Annotated in this window: 22 protein-coding genes; 15 read left to right on the top strand and 7 right to left on the bottom strand. The window is 40.6% G+C overall.

Translation table 11 applies throughout. The features are described 5' to 3' along the window. Positions 1 to 114 precede the first annotated feature (114 nt). From psb28 to infC, 7 genes are all read left to right on the top strand, one after another. On the top strand, positions 115 to 486 hold the full coding sequence (psb28, locus tag CLI64_RS24070; protein WP_103139593.1) for a photosystem II reaction center protein Psb28: 372 nt from the start codon (positions 115 to 117) through the stop codon (positions 484 to 486). Between the two features lie 1,229 nt (positions 487 to 1,715). Further along, the gene (locus tag CLI64_RS24065; protein WP_103139592.1) at positions 1,716 to 2,957 is read left to right on the top strand and encodes a sedoheptulose 7-phosphate cyclase; all 1,242 of its coding nucleotides are present in this window, start codon (positions 1,716 to 1,718) and stop codon (positions 2,955 to 2,957) included. Between the two features lie 60 nt (positions 2,958 to 3,017). Further along, positions 3,018 to 3,851 (top strand): O-methyltransferase, encoded by an 834-nt coding sequence (locus tag CLI64_RS24060; RefSeq protein WP_103139591.1) that lies wholly within the window; start codon positions 3,018 to 3,020, stop codon positions 3,849 to 3,851. Positions 3,852 to 3,958: 107 nt separating this feature from the next. Further along, positions 3,959 to 5,338: an ATP-grasp domain-containing protein gene (locus tag CLI64_RS24055; RefSeq protein ID WP_103139590.1), complete on the top strand. Its 1,380-nt coding sequence runs from the start codon at positions 3,959 to 3,961 to the stop codon at positions 5,336 to 5,338. A gap of 327 nt (positions 5,339 to 5,665) precedes the next feature. Then, positions 5,666 to 8,311, top strand: coding sequence for an amino acid adenylation domain-containing protein (locus CLI64_RS24045; protein WP_103139588.1), 2,646 nt, complete (start codon positions 5,666 to 5,668; stop codon positions 8,309 to 8,311). Between the two features lie 137 nt (positions 8,312 to 8,448). Next, complete coding sequence (locus tag CLI64_RS24040; protein WP_103139587.1) at positions 8,449 to 10,008, top strand: alkaline phosphatase; 1,560 nt, start codon at positions 8,449 to 8,451, stop codon at positions 10,006 to 10,008. 116 nt (positions 10,009 to 10,124) lie between these two features. Continuing rightward, positions 10,125 to 10,628: a translation initiation factor IF-3 gene (infC, locus tag CLI64_RS24035; RefSeq protein WP_103139586.1), complete on the top strand. Its 504-nt coding sequence runs from the start codon at positions 10,125 to 10,127 to the stop codon at positions 10,626 to 10,628. Between the two features lie 255 nt (positions 10,629 to 10,883). On the opposite strand, the gene CLI64_RS31305 is transcribed toward infC, so the two are convergent. Beyond that, positions 10,884 to 11,957, bottom strand: coding sequence for a transposase (locus tag CLI64_RS31305; protein WP_225977365.1), 1,074 nt, complete (start codon positions 11,955 to 11,957; stop codon positions 10,884 to 10,886). A 338-nt stretch (positions 11,958 to 12,295) separates the two neighbouring features. Beyond that, on the bottom strand, positions 12,296 to 12,703 hold the full coding sequence (locus CLI64_RS24025; protein ID WP_103139585.1) for a universal stress protein: 408 nt from the start codon (positions 12,701 to 12,703) through the stop codon (positions 12,296 to 12,298). Between the two features lie 90 nt (positions 12,704 to 12,793). On the opposite strand from CLI64_RS24025, the gene pgk reads away from it, so the two are divergent. The 3 genes from pgk (at position 12,794) to ovoA (ending at position 17,545) form a co-directional block, all read left to right on the top strand. Next, a complete protein-coding gene (gene pgk / locus CLI64_RS24020; protein ID WP_103139584.1) occupies positions 12,794 to 13,996 on the top strand; it encodes a phosphoglycerate kinase in 1,203 nt (400 codons plus the stop codon). Between the two features lie 837 nt (positions 13,997 to 14,833). Continuing rightward, positions 14,834 to 15,808: an L-histidine N(alpha)-methyltransferase gene (gene egtD / locus CLI64_RS24015; protein ID WP_103139583.1), complete on the top strand. Its 975-nt coding sequence runs from the start codon at positions 14,834 to 14,836 to the stop codon at positions 15,806 to 15,808. 399 nt (positions 15,809 to 16,207) lie between these two features. After that, positions 16,208 to 17,545 (top strand): 5-histidylcysteine sulfoxide synthase, encoded by a 1,338-nt coding sequence (gene ovoA, locus CLI64_RS24010; RefSeq protein WP_103139582.1) that lies wholly within the window; start codon positions 16,208 to 16,210, stop codon positions 17,543 to 17,545. A gap of 46 nt (positions 17,546 to 17,591) precedes the next feature. On the opposite strand, the gene CLI64_RS24005 is transcribed toward ovoA, so the two are convergent. Together CLI64_RS24005 and CLI64_RS24000 are read right to left on the bottom strand one after the other, a co-directional pair. Then, positions 17,592 to 19,118, bottom strand: a complete 1,527-nt coding sequence (locus CLI64_RS24005) for a glycine betaine ABC transporter substrate-binding protein (RefSeq protein ID WP_103139581.1) — start codon at positions 19,116 to 19,118, stop codon at positions 17,592 to 17,594. 22 nt (positions 19,119 to 19,140) lie between these two features. Beyond that, positions 19,141 to 19,449, bottom strand: a complete 309-nt coding sequence (locus CLI64_RS24000; protein WP_103139580.1) for a DUF3067 family protein — start codon at positions 19,447 to 19,449, stop codon at positions 19,141 to 19,143. A gap of 226 nt (positions 19,450 to 19,675) precedes the next feature. Between CLI64_RS24000 and petC the strand changes: the two genes are divergently transcribed. The 4 genes from petC to CLI64_RS23980 all read left to right on the top strand — a co-directional run bounded on the left by petC (position 19,676) and on the right by CLI64_RS23980 (position 22,276). After that, the gene (petC, locus tag CLI64_RS23995) at positions 19,676 to 20,215 is read left to right on the top strand and encodes a cytochrome b6-f complex iron-sulfur subunit (protein WP_103139579.1); all 540 of its coding nucleotides are present in this window, start codon (positions 19,676 to 19,678) and stop codon (positions 20,213 to 20,215) included. A gap of 156 nt (positions 20,216 to 20,371) precedes the next feature. After that, positions 20,372 to 21,373 carry a cytochrome f gene (gene petA, locus CLI64_RS23990; protein WP_103139578.1) on the top strand — a complete coding sequence of 334 codons (1,002 nt, stop codon included), beginning with the start codon at positions 20,372 to 20,374 and terminating at the stop codon, positions 21,371 to 21,373. 100 nt (positions 21,374 to 21,473) lie between these two features. Then, a complete protein-coding gene (locus CLI64_RS23985) occupies positions 21,474 to 21,794 on the top strand; it encodes a hypothetical protein (protein WP_103139577.1) in 321 nt (106 codons plus the stop codon). Then, on the top strand, positions 21,794 to 22,276 hold the full coding sequence (locus CLI64_RS23980; RefSeq protein WP_103139576.1) for a type II toxin-antitoxin system YhaV family toxin: 483 nt from the start codon (positions 21,794 to 21,796) through the stop codon (positions 22,274 to 22,276). The genes CLI64_RS23985 and CLI64_RS23980 overlap by 1 nt, the downstream gene beginning before the upstream one ends. On the opposite strand, the gene CLI64_RS23975 is transcribed toward CLI64_RS23980, so the two are convergent. Further along, positions 22,273 to 22,824 (bottom strand): hypothetical protein, encoded by a 552-nt coding sequence (locus tag CLI64_RS23975; protein ID WP_225977420.1) that lies wholly within the window; start codon positions 22,822 to 22,824, stop codon positions 22,273 to 22,275. The two genes, CLI64_RS23980 and CLI64_RS23975, sit on opposite strands and share 4 nt — an antisense overlap. A gap of 365 nt (positions 22,825 to 23,189) precedes the next feature. Here CLI64_RS23975 and CLI64_RS23970 point away from each other — a divergent pair, with 365 nt between their 5' ends. Beyond that, positions 23,190 to 23,678, top strand: a complete 489-nt coding sequence (locus CLI64_RS23970; protein WP_157943318.1) for a hypothetical protein — start codon at positions 23,190 to 23,192, stop codon at positions 23,676 to 23,678. 348 nt (positions 23,679 to 24,026) lie between these two features. On the opposite strand, the gene pyrF is transcribed toward CLI64_RS23970, so the two are convergent. Further along, entirely contained in the window at positions 24,027 to 24,749 is a 723-nt protein-coding gene (pyrF, locus tag CLI64_RS23965; RefSeq protein WP_103139573.1) for an orotidine-5'-phosphate decarboxylase, read from the bottom strand. A gap of 14 nt (positions 24,750 to 24,763) precedes the next feature. Continuing rightward, the gene (gene tyrS, locus CLI64_RS23960; RefSeq protein ID WP_103139572.1) at positions 24,764 to 25,960 is read right to left on the bottom strand and encodes a tyrosine--tRNA ligase; all 1,197 of its coding nucleotides are present in this window, start codon (positions 25,958 to 25,960) and stop codon (positions 24,764 to 24,766) included. Positions 25,961 to 26,171 lie beyond the last annotated feature (211 nt).

Below are 26,171 nucleotides of genomic sequence, written 5' to 3'. Positions count from 1 at the left end.
AATGATGCAACTTAATAGGTGTAACAGCTTAGTTGTAAGATGAAGGGATGTAGGGGTGTAGGGGAAACATAGTTTAAACTCCAATGCCCTGTTCATCCAATCCTAATTGTGATTATGTCTTCAATTCCCCCCTCAATTCAGTTTTTCGCAGGTATTTATGAAGAACTGAGTAACGTTAGTTTACGCCGGGAAGTGCGTACAGGTAAACGCATTGTGATGATGCAATTTGAGCAATTACAGGCTTTAGAAGGATTGAATAGCTTTACCAAACAATCATTAAATGCCTTACTGTTAACTGATGAAGAAGGTGAAATTAATATCACCCCCTCCTCAACTCGCTTCATTTTTGGGGGTGATGAAGGCGACGAACTGCGGGGAGTAGAGTGCAAATTTGAAGTTGAACGTGATGATCATTGGGAAAGATTCATGCGCTTTATGCACCGTTATGCTGAAGCTAACGGTATGGAATATGGCGAAAAATCTTAGATATTGATGAATTTATCAGTTTCACGAAGATGCTGACACATAACAATTCAACATATGACTAAACGTACTAGTTTCCTTAGGGAACGGGGAAGCTTAGTAGGGTGCGTCAGTATGAATAACCTCTTGGTATAGTTAGGTTTTCTCACACTGACGCGCCCTACAGTTTAGATATTTTTAGATATTTTTTTATATGGAAGTCCCTAGACTTTTAATCCAAAATCCAAAATCTAAAATTGGGAATACACCCCATATTTCCTGAATTTGGGCAAATCTACCTTGAGTCTAGGTGCAATCCTTGAGGAACAATGTTATGTTTAGATATGTAAAGCTATTCTTAAGCTGTTGAGTAGTTATTACATCTGCTATTAATTGCTTAAACACTGATTAATCAAGACTTGTAGCCCTTAAAGTCTGGTGCTAAGTATGTTAATCGAGGTTTAAGATGGGCAGTAATTTTGTTAATTTTTATTACAAGTATTGCCTAAAAATTTAATTTGCAAGCAAAACGCTAAATTCTTTGGCTGTATATACTGCATCAAAGCTTTGAGTTGCTGGCTTTATGTCTCCACTCTGAATCAGTTTCACCAGTCCATTAACTGTGACTACATAATGACTCTTTTTAATTTTTAAAAAGAGCCTAAATTCTGCTGCTTATGTAAATAAATATGGTTGAAATAAAGCGAGAATTAGTATTAGTTAAGAATTGAGAACGACAATTGTCAGCCAAGTTTCCAGGACTGATAATTGGTATTTTTTTCATATTTAGATAAGAATTTTATATATTTCCTATAGTTAATTTCTCAAAAGTTGATGCAATTTGGATAAAACAGTGATATGTTTATAAATGTGAAGAAAATATTAAAAAGTTTGTAGTGGCATTGTGACCGCTAGAAATCTTGTTCACAGAATGTGATACTGACGGCTATTGTATTTAGCTTAATCTCAGTATCTCACCGCTAAAATATCAGGCAATTCATGTAGTTTTTCTACTCAGACTTACAAGAGACACCAAATTAACCGAAACTTAACATCATCATATAAATGATTTAACGTTTGTGCTGTAAGTATTTGGCGCATCGCTCAAGCATGATTTAAGTTAAGGTCATTACCAAGAGTTTCTTGATCACACTATTTTATTCATCAACTTAAGTGTGATGTCTGCTGCTGACTTCATGAATAATTGTCAAGCAAGAGAATAAGTCATTTTTTTGTAGTGAAAGGACAGTAATATGAGCATAGTTCAAAGTAAACTTGAAGCTACAAACACAGCTTTTCATGTAGAAGGCTATGAAAAAATTGCATATGATTTAGTTTATGTAGATGGAGTTTTTCAACTAAAAAACTCTGAATTGGCAGACATATACAAGGATTTTGGACGCTGTTTAGCTGTGGTAGATGCTAATGTTAGTCGTCTCTACAGTAAACAGATAGAAAAATATTTTCAGTATCACGGTATTGACTTAACCCTTGTTCCCATCACTATTACCGAACCCAATAAAACCATTCAAACTTTTGAGCAAGTGATTGATATCTTTGCAGATTTCAAATTAGTCCGCAAAGAACCAGTATTAGTAGTAGGTGGCGGTTTAGTAACGGATGTCGTCGGTTTTGCTTGTTCTACATACCGCCGTAGTAGTAACTACATCCGTATTCCTACCACCTTAATTGGCTTAATTGATGCTAGTGTGGCGATTAAAGTCGCAGTCAACCATAAAAAGTTGAAAAACCGCCTGGGTGCGTATCATGCTTCCCGCAAAGTTTTCTTAGACTTTTCCTTACTGGGTACTTTACCAACAGACCAAGTACGTAACGGAATGGCGGAGTTAGTCAAAATTGCTGTAGTAGCGCACAAAGAAGTATTTGAGTTGTTGGAGAAGTACGGCGAAGACTTACTACATACTCATTTCGGTAATCTTGACGCTACACCAGAAATCAAAGAAGTAGCGCATCAAGTGACCTACAAAGCCATCAAAAAGATGTTGGAATTAGAAGTTCCCAACCTCCACGAGTTAGACCTAGATAGGGTAATTGCTTATGGTCACACCTGGAGTCCTACCTTGGAACTCGCGCCACATATCCCCATGTTCCACGGTCATGCTGTGAATATTGATATGGCTTTGTCAGCTACTATTGCTGCGCGCAGAGGCTACATTACAATTCAAGAGCGTGATCGCATTTTAGGATTGATGAGTCGTATAGGTCTAGCACTAGACCATCCCCTCTTGGATGAAGAGTTATTATGGCGTGCTACTGAGTCTATCACCTTAACTAGAGACGGTTTATTGAGAGCCGCCATGCCAAGACCTATCGGGGAATGTTTCTTTGTCAATGATTTTACCAAAGCCGAAGCAGCAGCAGCTTTAGCAGAACATAAAGAACTTTGCAGTCAGTATCCCCGTGGTGGCGAAGGTGTAGATATGTATCCTCTCAGCAGTCAGAAGGAACTAGTAAGGAGTGTGATAGGAAAGTGACGAGTTTAAACGCAGGGGTTCGCTGAGGTAAACACAGAGGTACGCGGAGTTAGAGTAATTATGACGAATTTGATAGACATACCGACAGCTAGACCTGTCACACCTTTGGGAATCTTAACTAAGAAGTTAGAGGCTGTTGTCAAACAAGCTAACCAGCATCAAGATTTATCTGCTGAGTTGGTAGCAGAGATTACCCAAGCTTGGGAATTAGCAGCAGGTATTGACCCTTATCTAGAGGAATGTACTACCCCAGAATCAGAGGCTTTAGCAGCACTCGCCAAGATAACTGCAAAAGAGTCTTGGGGTGAGCATTTTACAGTCGGTGCGACGGTGCGTCCTCTAGAACAGGAAATGCTTTCTGGTCATATTGAAGGACAAACTTTAAAGATGTTTGTTCATATGACCAAAGCGCGGAGAGTGCTGGAAATTGGGATGTTCACGGGTTATTCAGCCTTAGCAATGGCGGAAGCTTTACCAGAGGATGGGGTATTGGTGGCTTGTGAAGTAGATCCTTATGCGGCGGAAGTTGCACAGCAGGCTTTTAACGAATCTCCTCACGGGGGAAAGATACGTGTAGAATTAGGCGCAGCTTTAGCAACTCTAGAGAAATTAGCCACGGCTGGGGAAACCTTTGATTTGGTATTTATTGATGCCGATAAAAAAGAGTACACAGCTTATCTAGAAATACTGCTAGATACCAATTTGTTAGCACCACAAGGCTTTATTTGTGTTGATAACACACTCCTACAGGGAGAAGTGTATTTACCTCCCGCTAAACGTAGTGCTAACGGTCAAGCTATTGCTGACTTTAATCGCGTCGTAGCTTTAGATACTCGTGTCGAACAGGTTTTACTTCCCCTGCGCGATGGTTTGACGATTATCCGCCGAGTGTAATACCAATTCAAAATTCAAAATACCCTACGGGAAGCAAGCTACAAAATTCAAAATTAAGAAATCTGGATTTTGATCTGTTTCAAGATTTTGGTGAATTGGTCTAAACTATGGCACAATCTATTTCATTCGACTCCTCACCTGCTACACCGTCTTTAGGTTTAGAGACGAAAATAGCCGCAATTATCCAAAACATACTGACTTTGACTTTGCTATTATTAGCACTGCCAATTAATACTGCGATCGTTTTTATATATTTGGTTGTGGGTGCGATTTTTCGTCCCCAAACCAGCAAAACCAGCAACCCCAAAAATATCCTGATCAGTGGCGGAAAAATGACCAAATCTTTGCAACTAGCAAGGTCATTCCATGCGCCTGGACATCGGGTAGTATTGGTAGAAACCCATAAATATTGGTTAACTGGTCATCGATTTTCCCAAGCGGTAGATAAATTTTACACAACTCCCGCACCTCAAAAAGACCCAGAAGCCTACATCCAGGCTTTAGAGGAGATAGTCAAACGGGAAAACATCGATGTATATATCCCCGTTACCAGTCCCGTGGGGAGTTATTACGACTCCCTCGCCAAGCCAAAATTATCTCCCCATTGCGAAGTATTGCATTTTGATGCAGAGATCACCCAAATGCTGGATGATAAATTTGCAATGGCAGAAAAAGCGCGATCGCTTGGCTTATCTGTACCCAAATCCTTTAAAATTACCTCTAGCGAACAAGTCATTAACTTTGACTTTTCCGGTGAGACTCGCAAATACATCCTCAAAAGCATTCCCTACGACTCAGTGAGACGTTTGGACTTAACCAAACTTCCCTGCGCCACACCAGAGGAAACAGCAGCTTTTGTGAGAAATTTACCCATAAGTCCTGAAAAACCGTGGATTATGCAAGAATTTATTCCTGGGAAAGAATTCTGCACCCACAGCACAGTCAGAGATGGAGAAATCAAACTACACTGCTGTTGTGAATCATCAGCCTTTCAAGTCAACTATGAGAACGTAGAAAACCCGCAAATCTTGGAATGGGTGAAACACTTCGTCAAAGAACTCAAACTTACAGGACAGATTTCCTTTGACTTCATCCAAACAGAAGACGGACAAGTATACGCCATCGAGTGTAACCCCCGCACACATTCCGCCATTACCGCCTTTTACAACCACCCCTTAGTTGCAGAAGCTTACATTGGTTCTGTAACCGAAACCTTACAGCCATTATCAACAAGTAAACCAACCTATTGGACTTATCACGAAGTTTGGCGGTTAACGGGAATTCGTTCCTTCACTCAATTGAAGACATGGTTACACAACATTTGGCGCGGGACAGACGCAATTTTAAAACTAGATGACCCCCTACCATTCTTGATGGTACATCACTGGCAAATTCCTCTGCTGTTATTGAACAATCTCCGCCAACTCAAAGGCTGGACAAGGATAGATTTCAATATCGGTAAATTAGTCGAATTAGGGGGAGATTAAGAAGTTTTATTTCGTACCAATTCGCAATTCGCAATTCGCAATGGGCTAACGCCCCGCTCCGCTAACGCAATGGACTTCTCTCCGAGACGCTAACGCGAACGTCCCGCTACGCTAACGCAATTAAAAAACTTAGATGCAGCAAAGCTTTCATGGTTTACGTCTGTATCAAGATTTTCGTGAATTGGTATCACGCAGAGGCGCAGAGGAAAACTTAATTTCTTCTTCTCTTCTTTTCTTCTTTGCTTCTTTGCGCCTTTGCGCCTTTGCGTGAGTAAATCACCCCCCATTCCACACAGCCATTAACCGAAATTTTCCCCTCATCCAAAAATGCAAATCACACCCATAAATCCCAACGCCACATACAGAGATTACAACCTATCTCAAGGCTTACACGAACTATTTACAGCACAAGCAGAACGCACCCCCAACGCCATAGCCGTCACCTTTAAAAACCAACAATTAACATATCAAGAATTAAATTTTAGAGCCAATCAACTAGCACATTATCTACAAAAACTAGGCGTTAAACCAGAAACATTAGTAGGTGTTTGTCTAGAACGTTCCTTAGAAATGGTAGTGAGTTTATTGGGAATTCTTAAAGCGGGTGGTGCTTACGTACCTATTGACCCAGAATATCCCCAAGAACGCATAGCTTATATGCTAGAAGATTCTCAGATCAAGGTATTACTAACCCAAGAAAAGTTAGTGAATACAATCCCAGAAAATCAATCTCAAACTATTTATATAGATACAGAATGGGAGAAAATTTCTACCCAACCAAATACTAATCCTCAAAGTGATATACAACCAGATAATCTAGCTTATGTTATCTACACATCTGGTTCTACCGGTAAACCCAAGGGTGCAATGAACACCCATAAAGGTATATGTAATCGCTTGCTATGGATGCAAGAAACCTATCAAATCAATTCTACAGATAGTGTTTTACAAAAAACTCCTTTTAGCTTTGATGTTTCCGTCTGGGAATTTTTCTGGACTTTATTAACTGGTGCGCGGTTGGTCATGGCTCAACCTGGGGGACATCGAGATAGTAATTATCTAATTAATATTATTATTCAAGAGCAAATTACGACTTTGCATTTTGTCCCTTCCATGCTGCAAATATTTTTAGCTAGTCGTGGTGTGGAAAAATGTACTTCCATTAGAAGAGTAATTTGTAGTGGTGAAGCTTTACCTGTAGATTTACAAAATCGCTTTTTTGAGCAGTTTAATTGTGAATTACATAATCTCTATGGCCCTACTGAAGCAGCTATTGATGTCACTTTTTGGCAGTGTCAAAAACACAGTAATTTAAAAACTGTACCTATCGGTCGTCCCATTGCTAACACGCAAATTTACATTCTTGATGAAGATTTACGACCTGTTGATATTGGCGTTGTGGGGGAAATTTACATCGGTGGTGTAGGTGTGGCGCGTGGTTATTGGAATCGTCCCGAATTAACTCAGGAAAAATTTATTTCCAACCCATTTAGAAGTAGTAAATCTACATCAGAATGTCTGTATAAAACTGGCGACTTAGGGCGTTATTTACCTGATGGTAATATTGAATATGTAGGCAGAGTAGATTACCAAGTCAAAATTCGCGGCTATCGCATTGAAATTGGCGAGATTGAAAATGTCTTGGCTTTACATCTAGAAGTGAGAGAAGCTGTGATTATCGCACGTAGCGATCGCAATTTAGAAAAACAACTCGTCGCCTATATTACCTACAACTCAGAAAAACCCAAAATTCAGCATCTGCGTGATTTTCTCAAAGCCAAATTACCAGATTTTATGATTCCCGCCGCTTTTGTAACGCTGGAAGCTTTACCCCTCACTCCTAGTGGTAAGGTAGACAGAAAAGCTTTACCCAAACCGGATATTTCTCACTTTTTAGAAAGCAGTGATTTTATCGCTCCTCGCAATCAAGTAGAATCACAATTGACGGCAATTTGGTCGGAGATTTTAAATTTGCCACAAATTGGGGTAACAGATAACTTTTTTGCTCTCGGTGGTGATTCCCTCAAAGCATTACATTTAATTGCCAAAATCGAGGAACATTTCCAAAAAGAAATTCCTTTAGCAACACTATTAAAAAATCCAATTATCACAGATTTAGCTACAGTAATTCAAAATAAACATGGCCAAATTCATAATTCCCCTTTAGTTCCCATTCAACCACAAGGAACTAATCAGCCTTTCTTTTGTATTCATCCCGCCGGTGGTCATGTCCTCTGCTATTTTAAATTAGCTCATTACATTGGTAACGAACACCCATTTTATGGCTTACAAGCTCAAGGTTTTTATGGGGATGAAGAACCTTTAACTAAAGTGGAAGACATGGCTAGCCTCTATGTCAAAACTATCCGAGAATTTCAAACCCAAGGGCCTTATCAATTAGGTGGGTGGTCATTTGGCGGAGTTGTCGCCTATGAGGTAGCACAGCAACTAAAAAGACAAGGACAGGAAGTTTCTTTGTTAGCTATCCTTGACTCTTATGTTCCCATTTTATTAGATAAACAAAAACCCATTGATGATGTTTATTTAGTGGGTGTGCTTTCTAGAGTATTTGGGGGAATGTTTGGTCAAGATAATTTAGTTACGCCAGCAGAAATTGAGCATTTAGCCTTAGAGAAAAAAATTAACTACATCATCGATAAAGCTAGAAAAGCTAAAATCTTTCCGCCTGGTGTAGAACGTCAAAATAATCGCCGCATTTTAGATGTATTGGTAGGGACTTTAAAAGCTACTTACACCTATCAAAGACAACCGTATCCTGGCAAAGTCACTGTTTTTCGTGCTAGAGAAAAACATATTATGGCTCCTGACCCGACCTTAGTTTGGGTAGAGTTATTTTCTGTGATGGCAGCAGAGGAAATCAATATTATTGATGTGTCGGGAAATCATTACTCGTTTGTGTTAGAACCTCATGTACAAGTGTTGGCACAACGTTTAAAAACTTGCCTGAATTAATTAGTAGACATCACAATTTTCTGCTGTTTTAACATTTTCTTAATCCCGCTTTGATTCTAGGTTGGTAAGTTCTGTGTGCTTGGTTGCAAGTCAGGTTACAGCTTGCCAACTATATATCAATCTTAGTAGGGGTGAGTATGGAATTTATGAATAGCGATCGCCTACTCAAACGGCGTAATTTTTTACTAGGTGCAAGTTTCTTTACAGGGTTAGCGGTAACTAGCCAATTACAGCCTGTCATGGCGCGGGGAAGATTTTCTGACTATCCCTTCAAGTTAGGTGTTGCTTCTGGTGATCCTTTACCCGATAGCGTAGTTTTATGGACTCGTCTCGCACCACAACCCGTAAATGGCGGCGGAATGCCACCTGTAAACGTACCTGTGCGTTGGCAAATTGCACGAGACGAAAACATGAAACAGGTGGTACAAAGAGGCACAGTTTTAGCAACACCACAACTCGGTCATTCTGTCCACATTGATGTGCGGGGGTTAGAACCTAACCGTTGGTACTGGTATCAATTTGCAGTGGGTAGCGAAGTCAGTCCCATCGGTCGCACCCGCACAGCACCCGCCATCTATAGTTCCATTTACCAACTCAACTTTGCCTTTGCTTCTTGCCAAGACTGGCAAAACGGCTTCTATACAGCCTATAAACACATGGCGCAGGAAGACCTAGATTTAGTTGTGCATCTAGGTGATTACATCTATGAATACGGCCCACAAGCTGGCGCACCAAGGCAACACATCGGCCCCGAAATCATCACCCTAGCTGACTACCGCAACCGTTATGCTTTGTACAGAACCGACGCAAACTTACAAGCAGTTCATGCCAATTTCCCTTGGATAGTCACTTGGGATGACCATGAAGTAGATAACAACTACGCCAACTTAATCCCCGAAGATAACCAAACACCAGCAGCCTTTGAACAGCGACGAGCCAATGCTTATCAAGCTTATTATGAGCATATGCCATTGCGCCTATCTTCGCTACCAAAGGGAGCTAGTATGCAGCTGTATCGGCGGTTTACCTTTGGTGATTTAGCCGAGTTTAACGTTTTAGATACCCGCCAGTACCGCACAGACCAACCCTGTAACGATGGACTCAAACCCCTATGTGCCGCAGCCTTAGATCCCAATGCCACACTCACAGGCGCAGCACAAGAAAGCTGGTTATTCCAAGGACTAGACAAATCACAAGCACGCTGGAATGTTATCGCCCAGCAAGTAATATTATCTCAGTTTGATTTTAACCCCAGTCCTACAGTACAACTATTTAACGTTGACCAATGGGATGGTTACGTAGCAGCTCGTCAACGGTTGTTAAACTTCTTAGAACAACGCCAACCATCCAACCCCGTAGTCATTACTGGTGATATCCATTCTAGTTGGGTATTTGATTTAAAAGCTGATTTTAATAATCCCCTGTCAGCAACAGTAGGTACTGAATTTGTCGGTACTTCCATCACTTCCGATTTTCCCACAAGTTTTATTGCCCCAGTACAAGCCGCAGTTCCTGCTAATCCCCATACAAAATTCTTTGATGGTGCTAATCGTGGTTATGTGCGGTGTAAATTGACCAGAAATAATTGGCAAAGTGATTATCGCGCTGTTTCTAGTATTCTTGACCAGAATGCTACTGTGAGTACCTTAGCGTCCTTTGTGGTAGAAAACGGCAAACCAGGCGCGCAAAAAGTTTAATAATTAATAATGGGGAGAAAGAGCGATCGCTTTCTCCTTCTTAATTTTTTGTTCTAAAACTTCACTCCAGTGTTGTGTTATATTGGCAGTGCTTGCACTAGTCAAGCATTAATCTATTGAGAGAAACCGTTATCGCAATCCAAAAGCAACTAATTAACTCACAAATTAAGTCAACTCAAGTCTTCTTGATTGACCATGAAAATAATAACCGAGGACTCACAGATACACGTGAAGCCTTACAGCTAGCAGAGAGTTTAGAACTTGACCTAGTCGTAGTTTCCGAAGGCAAAGATGCTCCAGTTGCCAAGATTGTCAACTTTGGTAAACTTCAGTATCAAAAGAAAAAGCGTCAGGGACGCAGTGCTAAACCCACAGTCAAGGAAGTCCGGCTTCGTCCAAACGTAGGTGTGGCTGATTACAACTTACGCATCGAACAAGCCGTTGGATGGTTGAAAAAAGGTGATTCAGTCAAGTTTGTGATTCGTTTACGGGGTAGAGAACACCAATATCGTGAACAAGCGGCAGAATTATTAGAGAAAATTGTTACTGCTTTAGCTCAAGTTGGTAAAGTCCAGTCGCTGGATAAACGTTCACTAGTCGCTCAAGTCGTTCCCGCTTAGAGAATTTTGTCGGAATATTATTAGTAGACCTAAGTAGCCAGAGGAACGTTACATACACTCTGGCTTTTAGTTTTTTGGATCTTCCCCATGCTAGGCGACTAGGTGAGAAGTCAATAGTCAATAGTCAATAGTCATTATTTTTTCTCCTCCCTTGTCTACCCTGTCTACCTTGTCTCCCTTGTCTTCTTATCCCCACTCCCCACTCAGCACTCAGCACCCCCCACTCAGCACCTTTCAAGGGTAGGGGTTTAAAAATCAGGCAGTAGAGAGAGTGATTTTCAAGACATGAAGTTGTGGAGTCAAGTTAGGCCAAGGCTGAGGGAAAAAGCTACCGATAGGTAATGGCTCTCGATTGAGAACAGCAGCCTTAATGACTAAAAATCCACGGCGAAAACAACTCAAGCAACGATGGACAACACTATGTTTGAAATTGCGTCGAGCAACATGAGTGGGTGGGAGCTCATCTAGACTACTAATGGGTAGATTGGCATCAACTTCTCCACCAACGCTAACTTGCCACAGAGTAGCAACAGCCATCGCTAACCAATGTCTCTCGGCGCGTTTGGGGTGAGTAATCTTGGTACGATGCCAACAAAAACCGCCGCGTTTACCATCTTTAAACAGACACTCAATCCAACAGCGCATGGTATACCAGCAAGCATCCGCAATTTCCGGTGGTAAATCGGTGAGAATTAACCAAGGGTCAGCATAACCCTCGTCATGACGAGCTAACAAAGTACATTTGACAGAGTTAGTTTTGAAACAAGTAACTAAACCAGAGAACGACTGACCAACTTCTGTGACAAGAGTATTTATGGGTTGCCAAGATTCCATTCCTTGTGGTTTGAACTGTCCAATTTGGTTAATTCGCATAAATGGATGCCAACCGAGGGATTGAATTTGTTGATATAGCCAGTCAGCATAAAGTCCACGGTCTGTTGTCACTATGACAAACCAATCAGCTGGTATAGTCTCACTGATGTCGTTAAAGAGTTTTTGCCAGTGTGGTTTCCAACTTCCTGGTTTAGTTGCCTCCACTATTTTCCAAGCAATCGGGATTCCGCAACCTCGATAAACAACACTAATCGCTAACACTGTAAATCTATCACTCAATGTTGTGGCATCCGCAGCTAATGCTAGACGTTTTTCCGATTCTGGCCACAAGCTCAGAATCCATAACAACAATGGTCTAAAACACAATGTTACATCTAGTGTTGCCCGTCCTGTTTTTGCTTTTGTTTTATCTTCCCCGTCTCTTAACCATTCTCTAAGTTGCTGACGTACTGTATTTTCTTTTTTCCCCAATAGCTCTGCTAAAAATACTGACACTGTTGTCAGTCCACACGATTGGGTCATCACTATCCCAAAACTCCACATTGCTAGTATCACTGCTTGCGACTTGGATAGATGGGGCATCTTTTCTATGACTTTTCTAGTCCATTGCCTTAATTCTTCACTTTTTCCTAAAAGCATTCTCCCCACACCCCCAATTCTTCGCCTTATCTGACTTGCGGATTTTTGCGAGCTGATAACCGTAGTTTATTTTACTGGCTAAACTGCCACTTTCTTAAACCCCTACCCTTGAAAGCCACTCAGCACTCCCCACTCAGCACTCATCACTCAGCACGGGCTAAACGCCCCGCTTCCGCTAACAGCACTTATCACTCTCAAGGCACAATCAACACAGGACAAGGCGAAAGGTTAACCACGCGAGTAGTTACACTATCCGTTGCACCCTCATCAGTTAAACCTAGACCCCGACAGCCCATAATGATTAAGTTAGCCCCAATTTCATCTGCAACATCACAGATAGTAAAGGCTGGCTTACCTTGTCTTTCTATAGTTTCCGATGGAATCCCTTGCCCAGAAAATAAAGCTTGAGCATCAGCCAACAGTTTTGCCACCGCTTCCGGTGACACCATTGGGTCAGCTTTTGCTTCATCTGTGGCTGGTTCTTCTACCACAGACAACAGCACTAGGCGACTACCATATTGCTTCACAACATTAGCCACAACATCAGCAGCTTCCCGTGCTTCCCGACTTTGATCAATTGGAAATAATACTGTCTTGAACATATATGTCTCCTCAGCACCCCCTACTCCGGTAAAATCTTGATGGTGATACTTTCAAAACGATAACAAAAAGGCAATCAGGAGGGTTTGGCAGTGTCCAAAAAAACTTTAGCAAGTTTATCTGCGGCCGATATTTCCGGTAAACGCGCCTTTGTGCGGGTTGATTTTAACGTACCTGTGGATGACCAAGGTAACATCACAGATGATACCCGCATTCGCGCTGCTCTACCAACTATTCAAGATTTAACGCAGAAGGGTGCTAAGGTCATTCTAGCAAGCCATTTTGGTCGTCCCAAAGGTGTGGACGACAAACTGCGCCTAACCCCGGTTGCAAAGCGTCTGTCTGAGTTGTTGGGTCAAGAAGTTGTCAAAACTGATGACTGTATTGGCGATGATGTAGCTGCGAAAGTAGCTGCTTTACAAAATGGTCAAGTGCTGCTGCTTGAAAACGTCCGTTTTTATAAAGAAGAAGAAAAAAACGATCCAGAATTTGCTAAAAAACTGGCAGCTAATGCCGATTTTTATGTCAATGATGCTTTCGGGACAGCACACCGCGCCCATGCTTCCACTGAAGGTGTGACTCATTATTTGAGTCCTGCTGTTGGTGGTTATTTGATTGAAAAGGAATTGCAGTATCTGCAAAGCGCAATCGAAGAACCCCAACGTCCTTTAGCGGCGATTATTGGTGGTTCTAAGGTTTCTAGCAAAATTGGTGTGATTGAAACCCTGCTAGAGAAGTGCGACAAACTCATCATCGGCGGGGGGATGATTTTCACCTTTTATAAAGCCCGTGGTTTGAGTGTTGGTAAGTCTTTGGTAGAAGAAGACAAGCTAGAACTAGCGAAGTCTTTAGAAGCTAAAGCCAAAGAAAAAGGTGTTACCTTCTTGTTACCTACCGATATCGTATCTGCTGATAAATTTGCTCCCGATGCCAATGCTACCACCGTCAGCATTGAAAATATTCCTGCTGATGGCATGGGTTTGGATATCGGCCCTGACTCTGTAAAAGTTTTCCAAGCAGCTTTAGCTGATTGCAAAACCGTAATTTGGAACGGGCCTATGGGTGTATTTGAGTTTGATAAGTTTGCTGTAGGTACAGAAGCGATCGCTCACACTCTAGCAGAAATCGGTAAAACCGGTACAACCACCATCATCGGTGGCGGTGACTCTGTAGCGGCTGTAGAAAAGGTAGGTTTGGCTGATCAAATGAGCCATATCTCTACCGGTGGCGGTGCTAGCTTAGAATTACTCGAAGGTAAAGTATTACCCGGTATCGCTGCTTTAAACGATGCGTAATTAACGGGGAATAGGGAATAGTTTTAGTAGGGTGCGTCAGTTAAATATCATCTGGAAATATCCAGAAAATATTGGTGCTGACACACTCTACTAGAGTGATACAGCTAAAATAATGTTGTACTAAGGAATCGATTTTATCAGTGGTGAGATGTGGTTATTATTTTATCTAATACATTAATTTAGCCTTACTATACCATTACTTATATTTAGATTTTTTCTTCAAATTAAAGTGGCTTACTATAGTAAACGAAAGTTACAAGGTTTACGAGCCACACTTGGACGCAATAGCTGTATAATTGCCGTGTGTAGTGAAAAATACATGCTTATCATAGTCTAAAATACATCAGTTAAAGTCCAAACTAGCTCTTCTGTCCCTGCTAGAAATCTGATGATTTCTAGTTTTGTAGATACCTAGCACGACAAAGCAATGATGAGAAAAAGTAATAATGCTGATTGTTCAGATTCATACTTATTTTTAAATGGTTGCTTTATTGACTTGATGTGGTACTAGATAGTATGAATGACGTAATAGATTTGGCAAAATGGCTGTAGATTCAATTATCTATAGTCCTCAAATTATTTGGGTATATAAGTTAATACATTTGATATCAAGCTAAAAATTACACCTATTGCAGGTTAAGTCATGAAATTAAACTTAATCTATTGAGTTTCATGATAGCTCAACTGCAACTACTTGTATTTTTAGCCAGAGGCTGTTGCTTGGTTATTTGTATTTGTGTTTGCGAAAAATTCTCATAGAATATTAATTTAAAAAAAATAGTCCTCTAAAGTTTTCATGCTATTGTTGAATTTCAAAATTATCAGGAAAATTCCACAATGTTAACAAGAAATTCTCAAATTCTGACCGAGGATTATCAAAATATCAACCATGATGGTGATGATGTAATTCAAGGTTTGACTCAAACACCAAAGACTTTACCCCCAAAGTATTTCTATGATGATCGCGGTTCTGAATTATTTGAGCAAATTTGTGAGTTACCAGAATATTACCCCACACGTACAGAAGCCTGGATATTAAGCCAATATGCTGATGAAATTGCTCATCTAACGGGCGAATGTGAACTGATAGAATTAGGCAGTGGTAGTTCTACCAAAACAATTTTCTTGTTAGATGCTTACCAAAAACTTTCTCGCTCGTTTAAATATATACCGATTGATGTCAGTGCGGGAATTCTCAAAGCAAGTGTATTTAAGTTACAAAAAAAATATCCTGATTCCTTAATTGATGGCTTAGTCGGAACGTATGAACAAGCATTAACACAATTAGCCACAACCGTTTCATCATCGCGGATGATTTTCTTTCTCGGAAGTTCGATAGGTAATTTTAATCCCCAGGAAGCTGATAGATTTTTGCGCCAAGTTGCTGAGGCTTTAAGTCCAGGTGATTACTTTTTACTAGGACTCGATTTACAAAAACCCCAAAGTATTTTAGAAGCAGCCTATAACGATAGTCAAGGAGTTACGGCTGCTTTTAATTTAAATATGCTTTCTCATTTAAATTGGCGTTTTCAAGGTAATTTTGACCTCAATTTATTTACTCACCAAGCAATTTACAATCAAGCAGATGCTCAAATTGAGATGTATCTGCATACCCACAAAAGCCATTGGGTAAATTTAGAAGCATTAAATTTGAAGATTTTTTTGGAAACAGGAGAAAGTATTTTAACAGAGATTTCTCGTAAATTTGATTTGGCTGTTATCCAAAAAGAACTGGAGAAGCATGGGTTAAAAACTATAAAAGTTTGGACAGATCCTCAGCAATGGTTCGGTTTAATTCTTTGTCAAGCTTAGTAACAGATGTTTGAGGCTTGATATAGGCGATTCCGAAAATTAAATTGTAGTTGAAAATGCGGTGAATACAAGTTAATTTACGGAAGTTACGCACCTAATATCTCACACCAATTCAGCAAAATTCACCCAACAGATATTTTTTTCATAAACTCTTGACAAACCTAGCTTTATTAATTTTGAATTTTGCATTGGTATGACTTTCTTAATCTATCCCCAGATATTGCATTGTTGCAGATTTTTGGGGATAGGCCAACTCACTTAGAGGAGTTAAATCATCAAAATGTCAAATTCTCGCATTATTTTTGGACAAGTGATAAGGAATTGATTTCTGATCTGTGGAGTTAGAAACTATCCCAGAAAATTATAATACTATTCGTAATCACAACAAAAATTAAAACCATGAAACTGATCCAATCTACTCACCCACCACAGCTTGATAATTGCGATCGCCAGTCTATTCTTAACTATTTCGATAATGCTTGGCAGTTAGAAAACCTGCTGCTGCAAACTATAGTTGGGGAAGATACATTTTATCTCAATCCTGACCCTTTGAGAAATCCTCTGATTTTTTATCTAGGACATTCGGCTGTTTTTTATATCAATAAATTAATCCGTGTCGGTTTATTAGAAAACCGCCTCAATCCAGAGTATGAAATATTATTTGAGATTGGGGTTGATCCAGAAAAACCAGAGGAATTAAATCAAGCGATCGCACATTTAAAATGGCCACAAATTGCAGAGGTTTGGGCATATCGTCAAACAGCCTATGAGGTAATTTCACAAGTTATTCAAACAACCGCAATCGATTTACCAATTCTTCCTGATCATCCCCTCTGGGCTTTAATCATGGGACTAGAACACCAGCGTATTCATATTGAAACTTCTTCAATGTTGATTCGCCAACTACCAATTTCTAGGGTTAAACGTCCCGAAAATTGGGAATATGCACCTTGTAATGGTTACACACCCCAAAATAAAATGGTAGAAGTATCTGGAGGTGTAGTCAAAATAGGTAAAGCCTTTGATGATCATACTTATGGATGGGATATTGATTACGGCGATCGCACTGTAGAAGTCGCACCTTTTTTAGCCAGTAAATATCTCATCACCAATGCTGAGTTCTGGTATTTTGTCAAAGATAGTGGTTACGAAAAACCAGATTATTGGGACGCAGAATCTTGGAGTTGGGTAACTGAAAATAACATCAAACACCCTAAATTTTGGTTATCTGAAAATGGTAATTATAAATATCGTGCAATGTTTGACGAAATAGATTTACCCCTAGATTGGCCTGTAGAAGTCAATCATTATGAAGCAATGGCTTATTGTCGTTGGCGGGGTGAAAATACCCGTTTAATGAGTGAAGCAGAATACCATTTAGCAACTTATGGTAATGATTCAATAGCAGATGTAGATAATTATAATTTAAATTTAAAATTTGGTTCACCAACTCCCGTGGGAATGCTAGAAACAGCCAAAAGTCACTCTGGCTTGTACGATTTACGGGGGAATGTTTGGGAGTGGTTGAGTGATCACTTAAACCCCCTGACAGGATATCAGCCTCACTATTTGTATGCAGATAATTCGGCGATTTTCTTCGATACCCAACATTACATGATGTTGGGCGGATGTTGGATAACTAACGGTACGGAAGCCTTAAAATATTATCGCAATTGGTTTCGTCCCAATTTTTATCAGCACGCAGGTTTTAGAATTGTACGAGATATTAATAATTAAGATTATGCAGTACCTATGATACTAGGTACTGCACAACCAAATTCATCTATAATTTTTGAGACTTGCGCCACTCTCTAACAACAGCTTCAGCAGATAGAGATTGATTATCCACTTGATAATTCATTTTTTGCATTTCTTCCTCAGAAATTAAACCAGCCAATTTACTGATAGCTGTTTGTAACTCTGGATATTTTTGCAGTGTTTTTTGATTAAATATAGGAACAGCTTCATAGGGAGGAAAATAACTTTTATCATCCTCTAAAACTACTAACTTCAGTACCGGAATCAACCCGTCTGTAGTGCCTCCGGCGATAAAATCTACCTTCTTTTCTGCTATAGCTTTATACATCAATCCCAATTCCATCTGCTTAATTCCAGCAAACTTTAATCCGTAAGTTTTAGCTAACCCTGGATAACCATCCTTCCTTTCCAAAAATTCATTACCAAATCCGGCTTGCCATTGGGAAGAATATTTAGCTGCATCAGAAATATTTTTGATATTGAAACGCCTTGCATCTGCACCTCGAATAATCATGGCAAAGGTATTATTAAAACCTAAAGGCTGCATGACTTCTAAATTAAATTGTTGATTGTATCTTTTCTTGACTTTCTCATAAACCACTCCACGATTACTAATAGGTTCGTCTTTTAAAATCGCAGTTAATGCTGTGCCTGTGTATTCAAAATATCCGTCAATACTACCATTTTTTACCGCTTCATGACAGATAAAAGTTCCACCCAAATTAAAACGTCTGTCAACTTTTAACTTGGTTTGAGCTTCTATTTGTTGAGCAAGTAATTCTCCCAAAATGATTTGCTCAGTAAAATTTTTAGAACCAATCACAATGGTTGGGGGTGTTAATTGATATCCAAAAATAATTAATCCGATAATTAGTGAAATCAAGATTGCCACAATCACAGGGATGCGGCGATAAAACTGTTCCTGGTTTTCTCTTTGTTTAGTTAATTGTTTTTCTAGCAATCCCAAAAGTAGATCTGCTCCTACAGCAATCAAAGCTGCTGGAATTGCGCCTGCTAAAATCAATTGATTATTAACTGTAGAAATTCCCTGAAAAATAAATAAACCTAATCCTCCACCCCCGATCGCCGCCGCAATGGTAGCAATCCCTACACAAATTACCGTAGCAACCCTGACTCCCGCTAAGATTACGCCGGCAGCTAAAGGGAGTTCTACCAGCAATAGCAACTGCCATTGTGTCATTCCCATCCCCTTCCCTGCATCTCTTACTGCTGGATCAAGGTTAGTAATGCCCGTGTAGGTATTGCGAATGATGGGAAGTAAAGCATAAAGCGTGAGGGCAATAATCGCCGGAATTTTCCCAATTCCCCCCAGGAACGGCACAGAAATCAAAAAACCGAAAATAGCTAAACTGGGAATAGTTTGAATAGCGTTAGCCACACCAAGCATCGGCTTGGCTAATTGTGGTTGGCGAGTAATGGCGACACCACAGGGAATCCCAATACCAATTGCTACCAACATGGCGATCGCCACTAACACCAAATGTTCCCCACTACGGAGGAGAATTTCCCCGAAATAACGACTCAAAAACAAGGTGACATCCTAACCTAATAATTCAAACTATCCATTCCGAAGCACGTTCACCCAAGTCTAAAGGTATACTAACAGCTTTGCCAAGACGGGGGCGATCGCGTGTTTGGGTGATAAAAGTCCGCACCTGCGCCGCCCCACCCAAAGCCTGAAGATAATTCGCCACACTCTCTAAATGTTCTTGATATTCCGTCTCGGTCATCGGGAAAGAAGCTTGTTCCAAGTATTTCCACATCACTTGCAGGAAAATTTTCCCCTGGGTACGGCGGAACTGGACATCGTATGAATGTCCCCATTTATCCAGCAATAATTGGTGTAACTCCCGTCCTGTCATAGTTTGTCTCATCTAGATTTTACATTTAGTTATGATGTTAAGTTCCGTAACTCAAGTATGATAAGGATATAAAGAAATGTAATGCTAACAAAATAGATGCTAAACATATCTTGCAACAAAGAAGTAAAGCATCACGGTCGGCGTTAGCATTTCGACTCTAGACGGGAGACCCTCAAGTTACTCTTGTCAAAACGCTTAACAAAATACACGAAAGAGCGCGTAGATTATGGCTCAATTTTCTGAATCTATGGACGTTCCCGATATGGGGCGACGTCAATTCATGAACCTGCTAACTTTTGGAACTGTCACAGGTGTTGCTCTGGGTGCATTGTATCCCGTTGTCAATTACTTTATTCCACCAGCTAGCGGTGGCGCAGGTGGCGGTACAACAGCAAAAGACGAGCTGGGCAACGATGTTAGCGTCAGCAAATTTCTGGCAAGCCATAATGTAGGCGATCGCACCCTAGTTCAAGGACTCAAGGGAGACCCAACTTACATTGTGGTAGAAAGCAAAGAAGCAATTACCGATTACGGTATCAACGCCGTTTGTACCCACTTGGGTTGTGTTGTACCTTGGAACGCGGCAGAGAACAAATTCAAATGTCCTTGTCACGGTTCTCAATACGACGCTACAGGTAAAGTAGTTCGCGGCCCAGCACCCCGTTCTTTAGCTTTAAGCCACGCCAATGTAGAAGACGATAAAATCGTTCTCACTCCTTGGACTGAAACCGACTTCCGCACCAACGAAGAACCTTGGTGGGCATAATATCAATGCTGAGTAATGTTAGCGGAAGCGCGGCGTTTAGCCGGTGCTGAGTAGTGAGTTATTAGTTCAACAGCCGATAGTTTCAGATTATTGACTAGTAACTAATGACCAATGACTAATGACCAATGACTAATTCAATCGTTGTCCTTAAATGAGATGAGAAATGCTTGTACAATAGCGAGGTTAACTCGCTCTGCTAGAGCAATCGTAAAAGCGTTGCTCGTCGCGATCGCTGCCGTGACAATTTTCTTTACCAGCGACATCACCTTTCCTCAATCTGCGGCTGCATATCCCTTCTGGGCGCAGCAGACCGCCCCAGAAACCCCCCGCGAAGCGACAGGGAGAATTGTTTGTGCTAACTGTCACCTAGCAGCCAAGCCAACAGAAGTAGAAGTTCCTCAGTCAGTATTACCTGATCAAGTATTTAAAGCCGTCGTGAAGATTCCTTACGACACCAGCGTGCAACAAGTTGGTGCTGATGGTTCTAAAGTCGGCTTAAACGTTGGTGCAGTATTGATGCTTCCTGAAGGCTTCAAAATTGCTCCCGCAGACCGTATTCCTGAAGAATTGAAAGAAGAAGTCGGCGACGTTTACTTCCAACCCTACAAAGAAGATCAAGAAAACGTCGTCATCGTTGGGCCATTACCCGGCGAACAATATCAGGAAATCGTCTTCCCAGTTCTTTCTCCCAACCCCGCCAACGACAAAAATATTCACTTCGGTAAATATTCAGTTCATGTAGGCGGTAACAGAGGACGCGGACAAGTCTATCCTACAGGCGAAAAGAGCAACAACAACGCCTACACTGCTGCGGCTACAGGCACAATTAGCAAGATTGCTAAAGAAGAAGATGAAAGCGGTAGCGTTAAATATGTAGTAGACATCAAAACCGAGTCCGGTGAAGTTGTCAGCGATACCATTCCCGCAGGCCCAGAACTGATTGTTTCTGAAGGACAAGCCGTCACAGCAGGCGAAGCTTTAACCAATAATCCTAACGTTGGTGGTTTCGGTCAAAAAGACGTAGAAATCGTATTGCAAGATGCCAACAGAGTTGGCTGGTTGATTGCTTTCATTGTGCTAGTTATGCTAGCTCAAGTCATGCTAATTCTCAAGAAGAAGCAAGTTGAAAAAGTCCAAGCTGCTGAACTTAATTTCTAAATTCTCTGCTAAATCAATAATTTTTAGACAGGCTAATTACCTGTCTTTTTTATTTTAAATATGTTAATGTTATAACAAAAGTTATAATATTCATTCTCTTATGTCTCCAAAAAAATATCCCATAACTTATGCCAAAGTCGGCAACCAAGATGGGTTTCGTTTACCTCGTGCCTTCTCTAAAGAATATCCTCATCTAGCAAACGCCTCCGGTTACATTGAAATCTTATCTGAAAACACGTTCTTAGTTCGATTAGAAACAGATAATTTACCAGAAGAGGACGATCACGAAAGTCTAATGATGAGTCTCTTTCTAGACTTCCTCATGAAAGATGCAGTACAAAATCCATCTAATCTTGTTCCTTATACTCAAGAAATGAGTGATGAAATAGATGATTTACTAGCTGACGTAGAGATAGATTAATGCCTACTTTCTCTATTAATGAATGGCAAATCTTTTTTCACCCACTGTTTAATCAACAATGGGTGAATTTGCGTGAGAGAGTTCGTATACTAAAAAATGAATTACCTCAAGAAGAGTTTATTTGTCATGCAGATGTAAAGTTATTGAAAGCACTCAATATTGGTATTAAAGAAAAAATAACTCAAGACCCATTTGCATCACATTTTGTTCTACAAAAACCTTTACAGAAATATGGTCGTCTCAAAAAAATGGGATTACCGGAAAGATACAGATTGTTTTTTAGAGCATTTAAAGAACCAAGAATTGTGATTATTCTTTGGTTAGGCTTTCCTCGCAAGGAAGGGGATAAAAACGATTGCTATCAAGTTTTTACTAAAAAAGTGATAAATGGAGATTTTCCTGATAATATAAATGACTTGCTAGCAGAATGTGATATGGAAAACGCTGGTACAGATAAACAAGATGAGAATAGTGACAATTAAATACTTCGCAAACTTCCAGCCTGACAATCTCTCAGCCAAGCTTTGATACCTTGGGCTACTGAACCATTACTGCTATCTCGTGGTGGTGATGGTGGTTGCTTTTGGGGATAAGCACCTGTTTGAGTAAACATCATCAAAAACTGCGGAATATCCGGGGTTTTAGTTAATAATAACCAGTGAAATTCTTGTAATTCCACCACTTTATTGTCTATATATTGCCTGGATAAAGTAGTGAAAAATACTTGCTCAATATTTTGATTAGTGCTTTTCTGTTGTTCTACAGGTTGTAATGGCAAAGGCTGAAATTCTGGTCTACCAGCTACTAACATATAGCTAAAAATATCACTACTTCTTTGCAGACGACGACCTCGTTGACTAGCCCGGTTAGCATAGCTAGGTAAATCTCGCAATAGCTGAGTAGTTAATGTAGGTAAATCTTTTTCAGCACAGACAGACTTTTCACCCCTCGCTGATGAATAGGGCAAAAGTAAAAAGTTAAAAGGCACAAGGAATAATAAAATTAGTTGCCAGCCAGGGAATTGGTTCATGGGATTGGGGGCAGTGAGCAAGAGGCATGGGGTAGGGTGTTAACTATCAACTTGAACAGGTTGAACAGCAGCCACCCGTGACAGGTTAAGGTCATGAACAATTTGTCAATCAGCAATAGTGCTTAAGAATATGCTAAAAATGGGGATAGAAAATACAGTTTTTAAGCTGGCGATCGCGTTAAATTTTAAAACATCATTCATTCTTGCTCTGAAAAATCAGTACAAAGCTATATTTAATACTCCATTAAGTAGTTTGTTTATAGCATAATTACTATTGACAAAACTGATTTTGTCTTAAATTGTCACGAACGAACAGCAGTTAGGGTAAGTTTAATGTTGAGATTTAGGTAGTGGGGAAGGGATTAATGTCATCTGTTCGACGTTTACAAGCAATGTATGAAAGTAAACAGCAAGATTGGGAGCTTGTCCACGATCGACTGACTTCTCTACGCCAAGCTAAACTAATCGAAACAGATCCAGGAAATCAATTCAAACTAGACCGTCAAATTAAAACTATTGAGCAGGAACTTTCTGTAATTCAGGAAGAACTCACTCAGCTTGAGCAGCAACTTTCTCGCACAGATAGTAGCAAAAGTAGGGATGAGTTTATACAAACTAAACCAACTTCAACCAAGTATCAGTATCATGAAGTGCGATCTTCTACATCATCTACGCCTTTAAAACGTAGAATCATCGCTGGGTTCTTGATTATAGTTGGAATTGGTCTTATAGGTTTTTCGCTCTACATCTTATTCTTTCAGTTTTCCAAAACATCGTTACCTATAGTACCTATAATGCTCTACGGAGTTCTGGGATTAATGATTGGAGGAGGTGGATTCTTCTTGTGGAAATGAGTTTGTAGTGAAGCTTATAGTTTAGAATATGCTGCAATTGTAGAGGTGATCGCAGGCTAAAAACCTGGCTGGAGCGGACTGCTGAGATATCTCAGTGTTGTAGCTAAGGTTACTAGAAGCCGCTAAGAGGGAACTTTATGCTGCTTAGTCTTTGGTGGGGACGGGAGTAAAAGATATCGGTTAGGCGTTTGAGGATATGTTTATTGTCTACGTTTCACCCTGATTTTCATTTTTTGTCCCTGAATCCTCTCAAATACCTATCTTTTCGTAGCCCCTGATAGCGATCGCCTATTCTATCCAATTTTATCAAACCCAGTCACAGTAAGCATTTGCCCTTTGCGGATGAGTCTAGTGACTATTGACCTCCTCAATAATTCTTTGCCAAGCTAATTCAGGGTCAGCAGCCGCAGTAATGGGACGACCGATGACTAAATAACTAGCACCAGCTTGGATGGCTTGGGCGGGGGTAAGCGATCGCTTTTGGTCTCCGGCTTCTGCCCATACAGGACGCACCCCTGGACAAACTAATACAAAGTCATCGCCGCAAGTGTTCCTTAATTGGGTGACTTCTTGGGGTGAACACACAGCCCCATCTAAACCTGATTCTTTTGCCATCAACGCCATTTCTAGGGCATATTCTGGCAACTCTAGGGGAATTTTTAAATCAAAAGCCAACTGTCTAGCAGAAATACTTGTTAGGAGGGTGACAGCAATCAATTTCGGCGGTTTGACTCCTGCTTGTGTCGCCCCTTCCTGTACTGCCTCTGTAGCGGCTTTCAGGGCATTTCTGCCCCCTGTCGCATGAATTGTGAGTAAATCTACCCCGTACCCAGCCGCAGCCCGACAAGCCCCCGCTACAGTATTGGGGATGTCGTGAAACTTTAAATCCAGAAATATTTGCTTGTCTTTGGATTTGAGTAATTCTATAATTTTCGGCCCCACACTGGTGAATAATTCTAAGCCCACCTTCCAGAAACTCACTGCTTCTAGCTTATCGATAAGGGCGATCGCACTTTGTTCATCCGCCACATCCAAAGCTACTATCACTCGCTGTTCTTTCCCGTTCCCCATACCCAATTTCCCTTTTACGGTACTAAACGCACAAACTTATTTTTACCAACTTGCAAAACTTTACCGTGTAAATCGCTTCCTTGATCAAAAGTGGCATCTACATCAGTAATGCGATCGCCATCTAAGCGTACACCACCTTCTTGAATTTTGCGTTTACCTTCGCCGGTACTTTTACACAAGCCACTCACATTCAGTAAGTAAGCTAACTTTACGGGAAATTGGTTAACTTCAGTTAAAGAAAATTCTGGTACAGCACCTTCTTTTCCGCCGCTTTTCGCTGCTTCCTTGGCTTCATTTGCAGCTTGTTCCCCGTGGTATTGTCTCACGACTTCCCAAGCGAGTAACATTTGGCGATCGCGGGGATTTTCTGGTAACTCATCTAAAGGTAAATCAGTTAACAACTCAAAATACTGATTTAGCAAATTATCTGGCACACCCTGCAACTTTTGATACTTTTGTCCTGGGTGTTCTGACAAACCAACATAATTTCCTAAAGATTTAGACATTTTCTGCACACCGTCCGTCCCAATTAAAATCGGTAAAAGCACGCCAAACTGGGGTTTTTGACCAAAATGACGCTGTAAATCTCTCCCCACAGCAATGTTAAACTTTTGATCAGTTCCTCCTAACTCCACATCTGCCTCCACAGCCACCGAATCGTAACCTTGCATTAAAGGGTAGAGGAACTCATGCAGAAAAATTGGATTCTCTTTTTTATAACGTTCTGCAAATCCTTCCTTAGCTAACATCTGACCTACTGTCATCGTCGCTAATAACTCGATAATTTTTCCTAAATTCAGCCCGGAAAGCCATTCAGAGTTATAACGCACCTCTAACCGACCCGGTGTGTCAAAATCCAAAATAGGACGCACTTGGTCAAGGTAAGTTTGAGCATTTTGCATCACCTCTGCCTCTGTCAGTTGGCGACGCACCTCTGATTTACCTGTAGGATCACCGATGCGAGCCGTAAAATCACCAATAATTAGGACTGCCGTATGCCCAGCATCTTGAAACGCTCGCAGTTTTCGTACTGGTATGCTATGACCAAGGTGAATATCTGCACCAGTAGGATCAATTCCCAATTTGACCCTTAAAGGGCGGTTCGTAGTCGCCAAGCGTTTCTCTAAACTTTCACTTTCGTTATCAGTATCAATTGGTTGTGGGAATACTTCCACTATTCCACGATTTAACCAAGAAAAATTTGCCACCATATTAGGAGATTCGCTATTAACTACGTTTTTTACAATAAAACAGAAGGTTCAAAGTCAATGGGCATAGGCTTAAATCTCCCCAGTTCCCAATCTCCAATCCCCAATCCCTTGAACATGGACAAATTGCCCACTATTTCATCTGCCAAACTAATATAATTGCAAAAAATTAGCCGCCCTGTTGCAAAGAATCAATTACAGTAATATTTACCAG

The organism is Nostoc sp. CENA543 (assembly GCF_002896875.1).
In the GTDB taxonomy this organism is placed as follows: Bacteria; Cyanobacteriota; Cyanobacteriia; order Cyanobacteriales; family Nostocaceae; genus Trichormus.
Note: the sequence above shows the minus strand (reverse complement) of the source record. Positions and strands in the feature narration are given on the sequence as shown.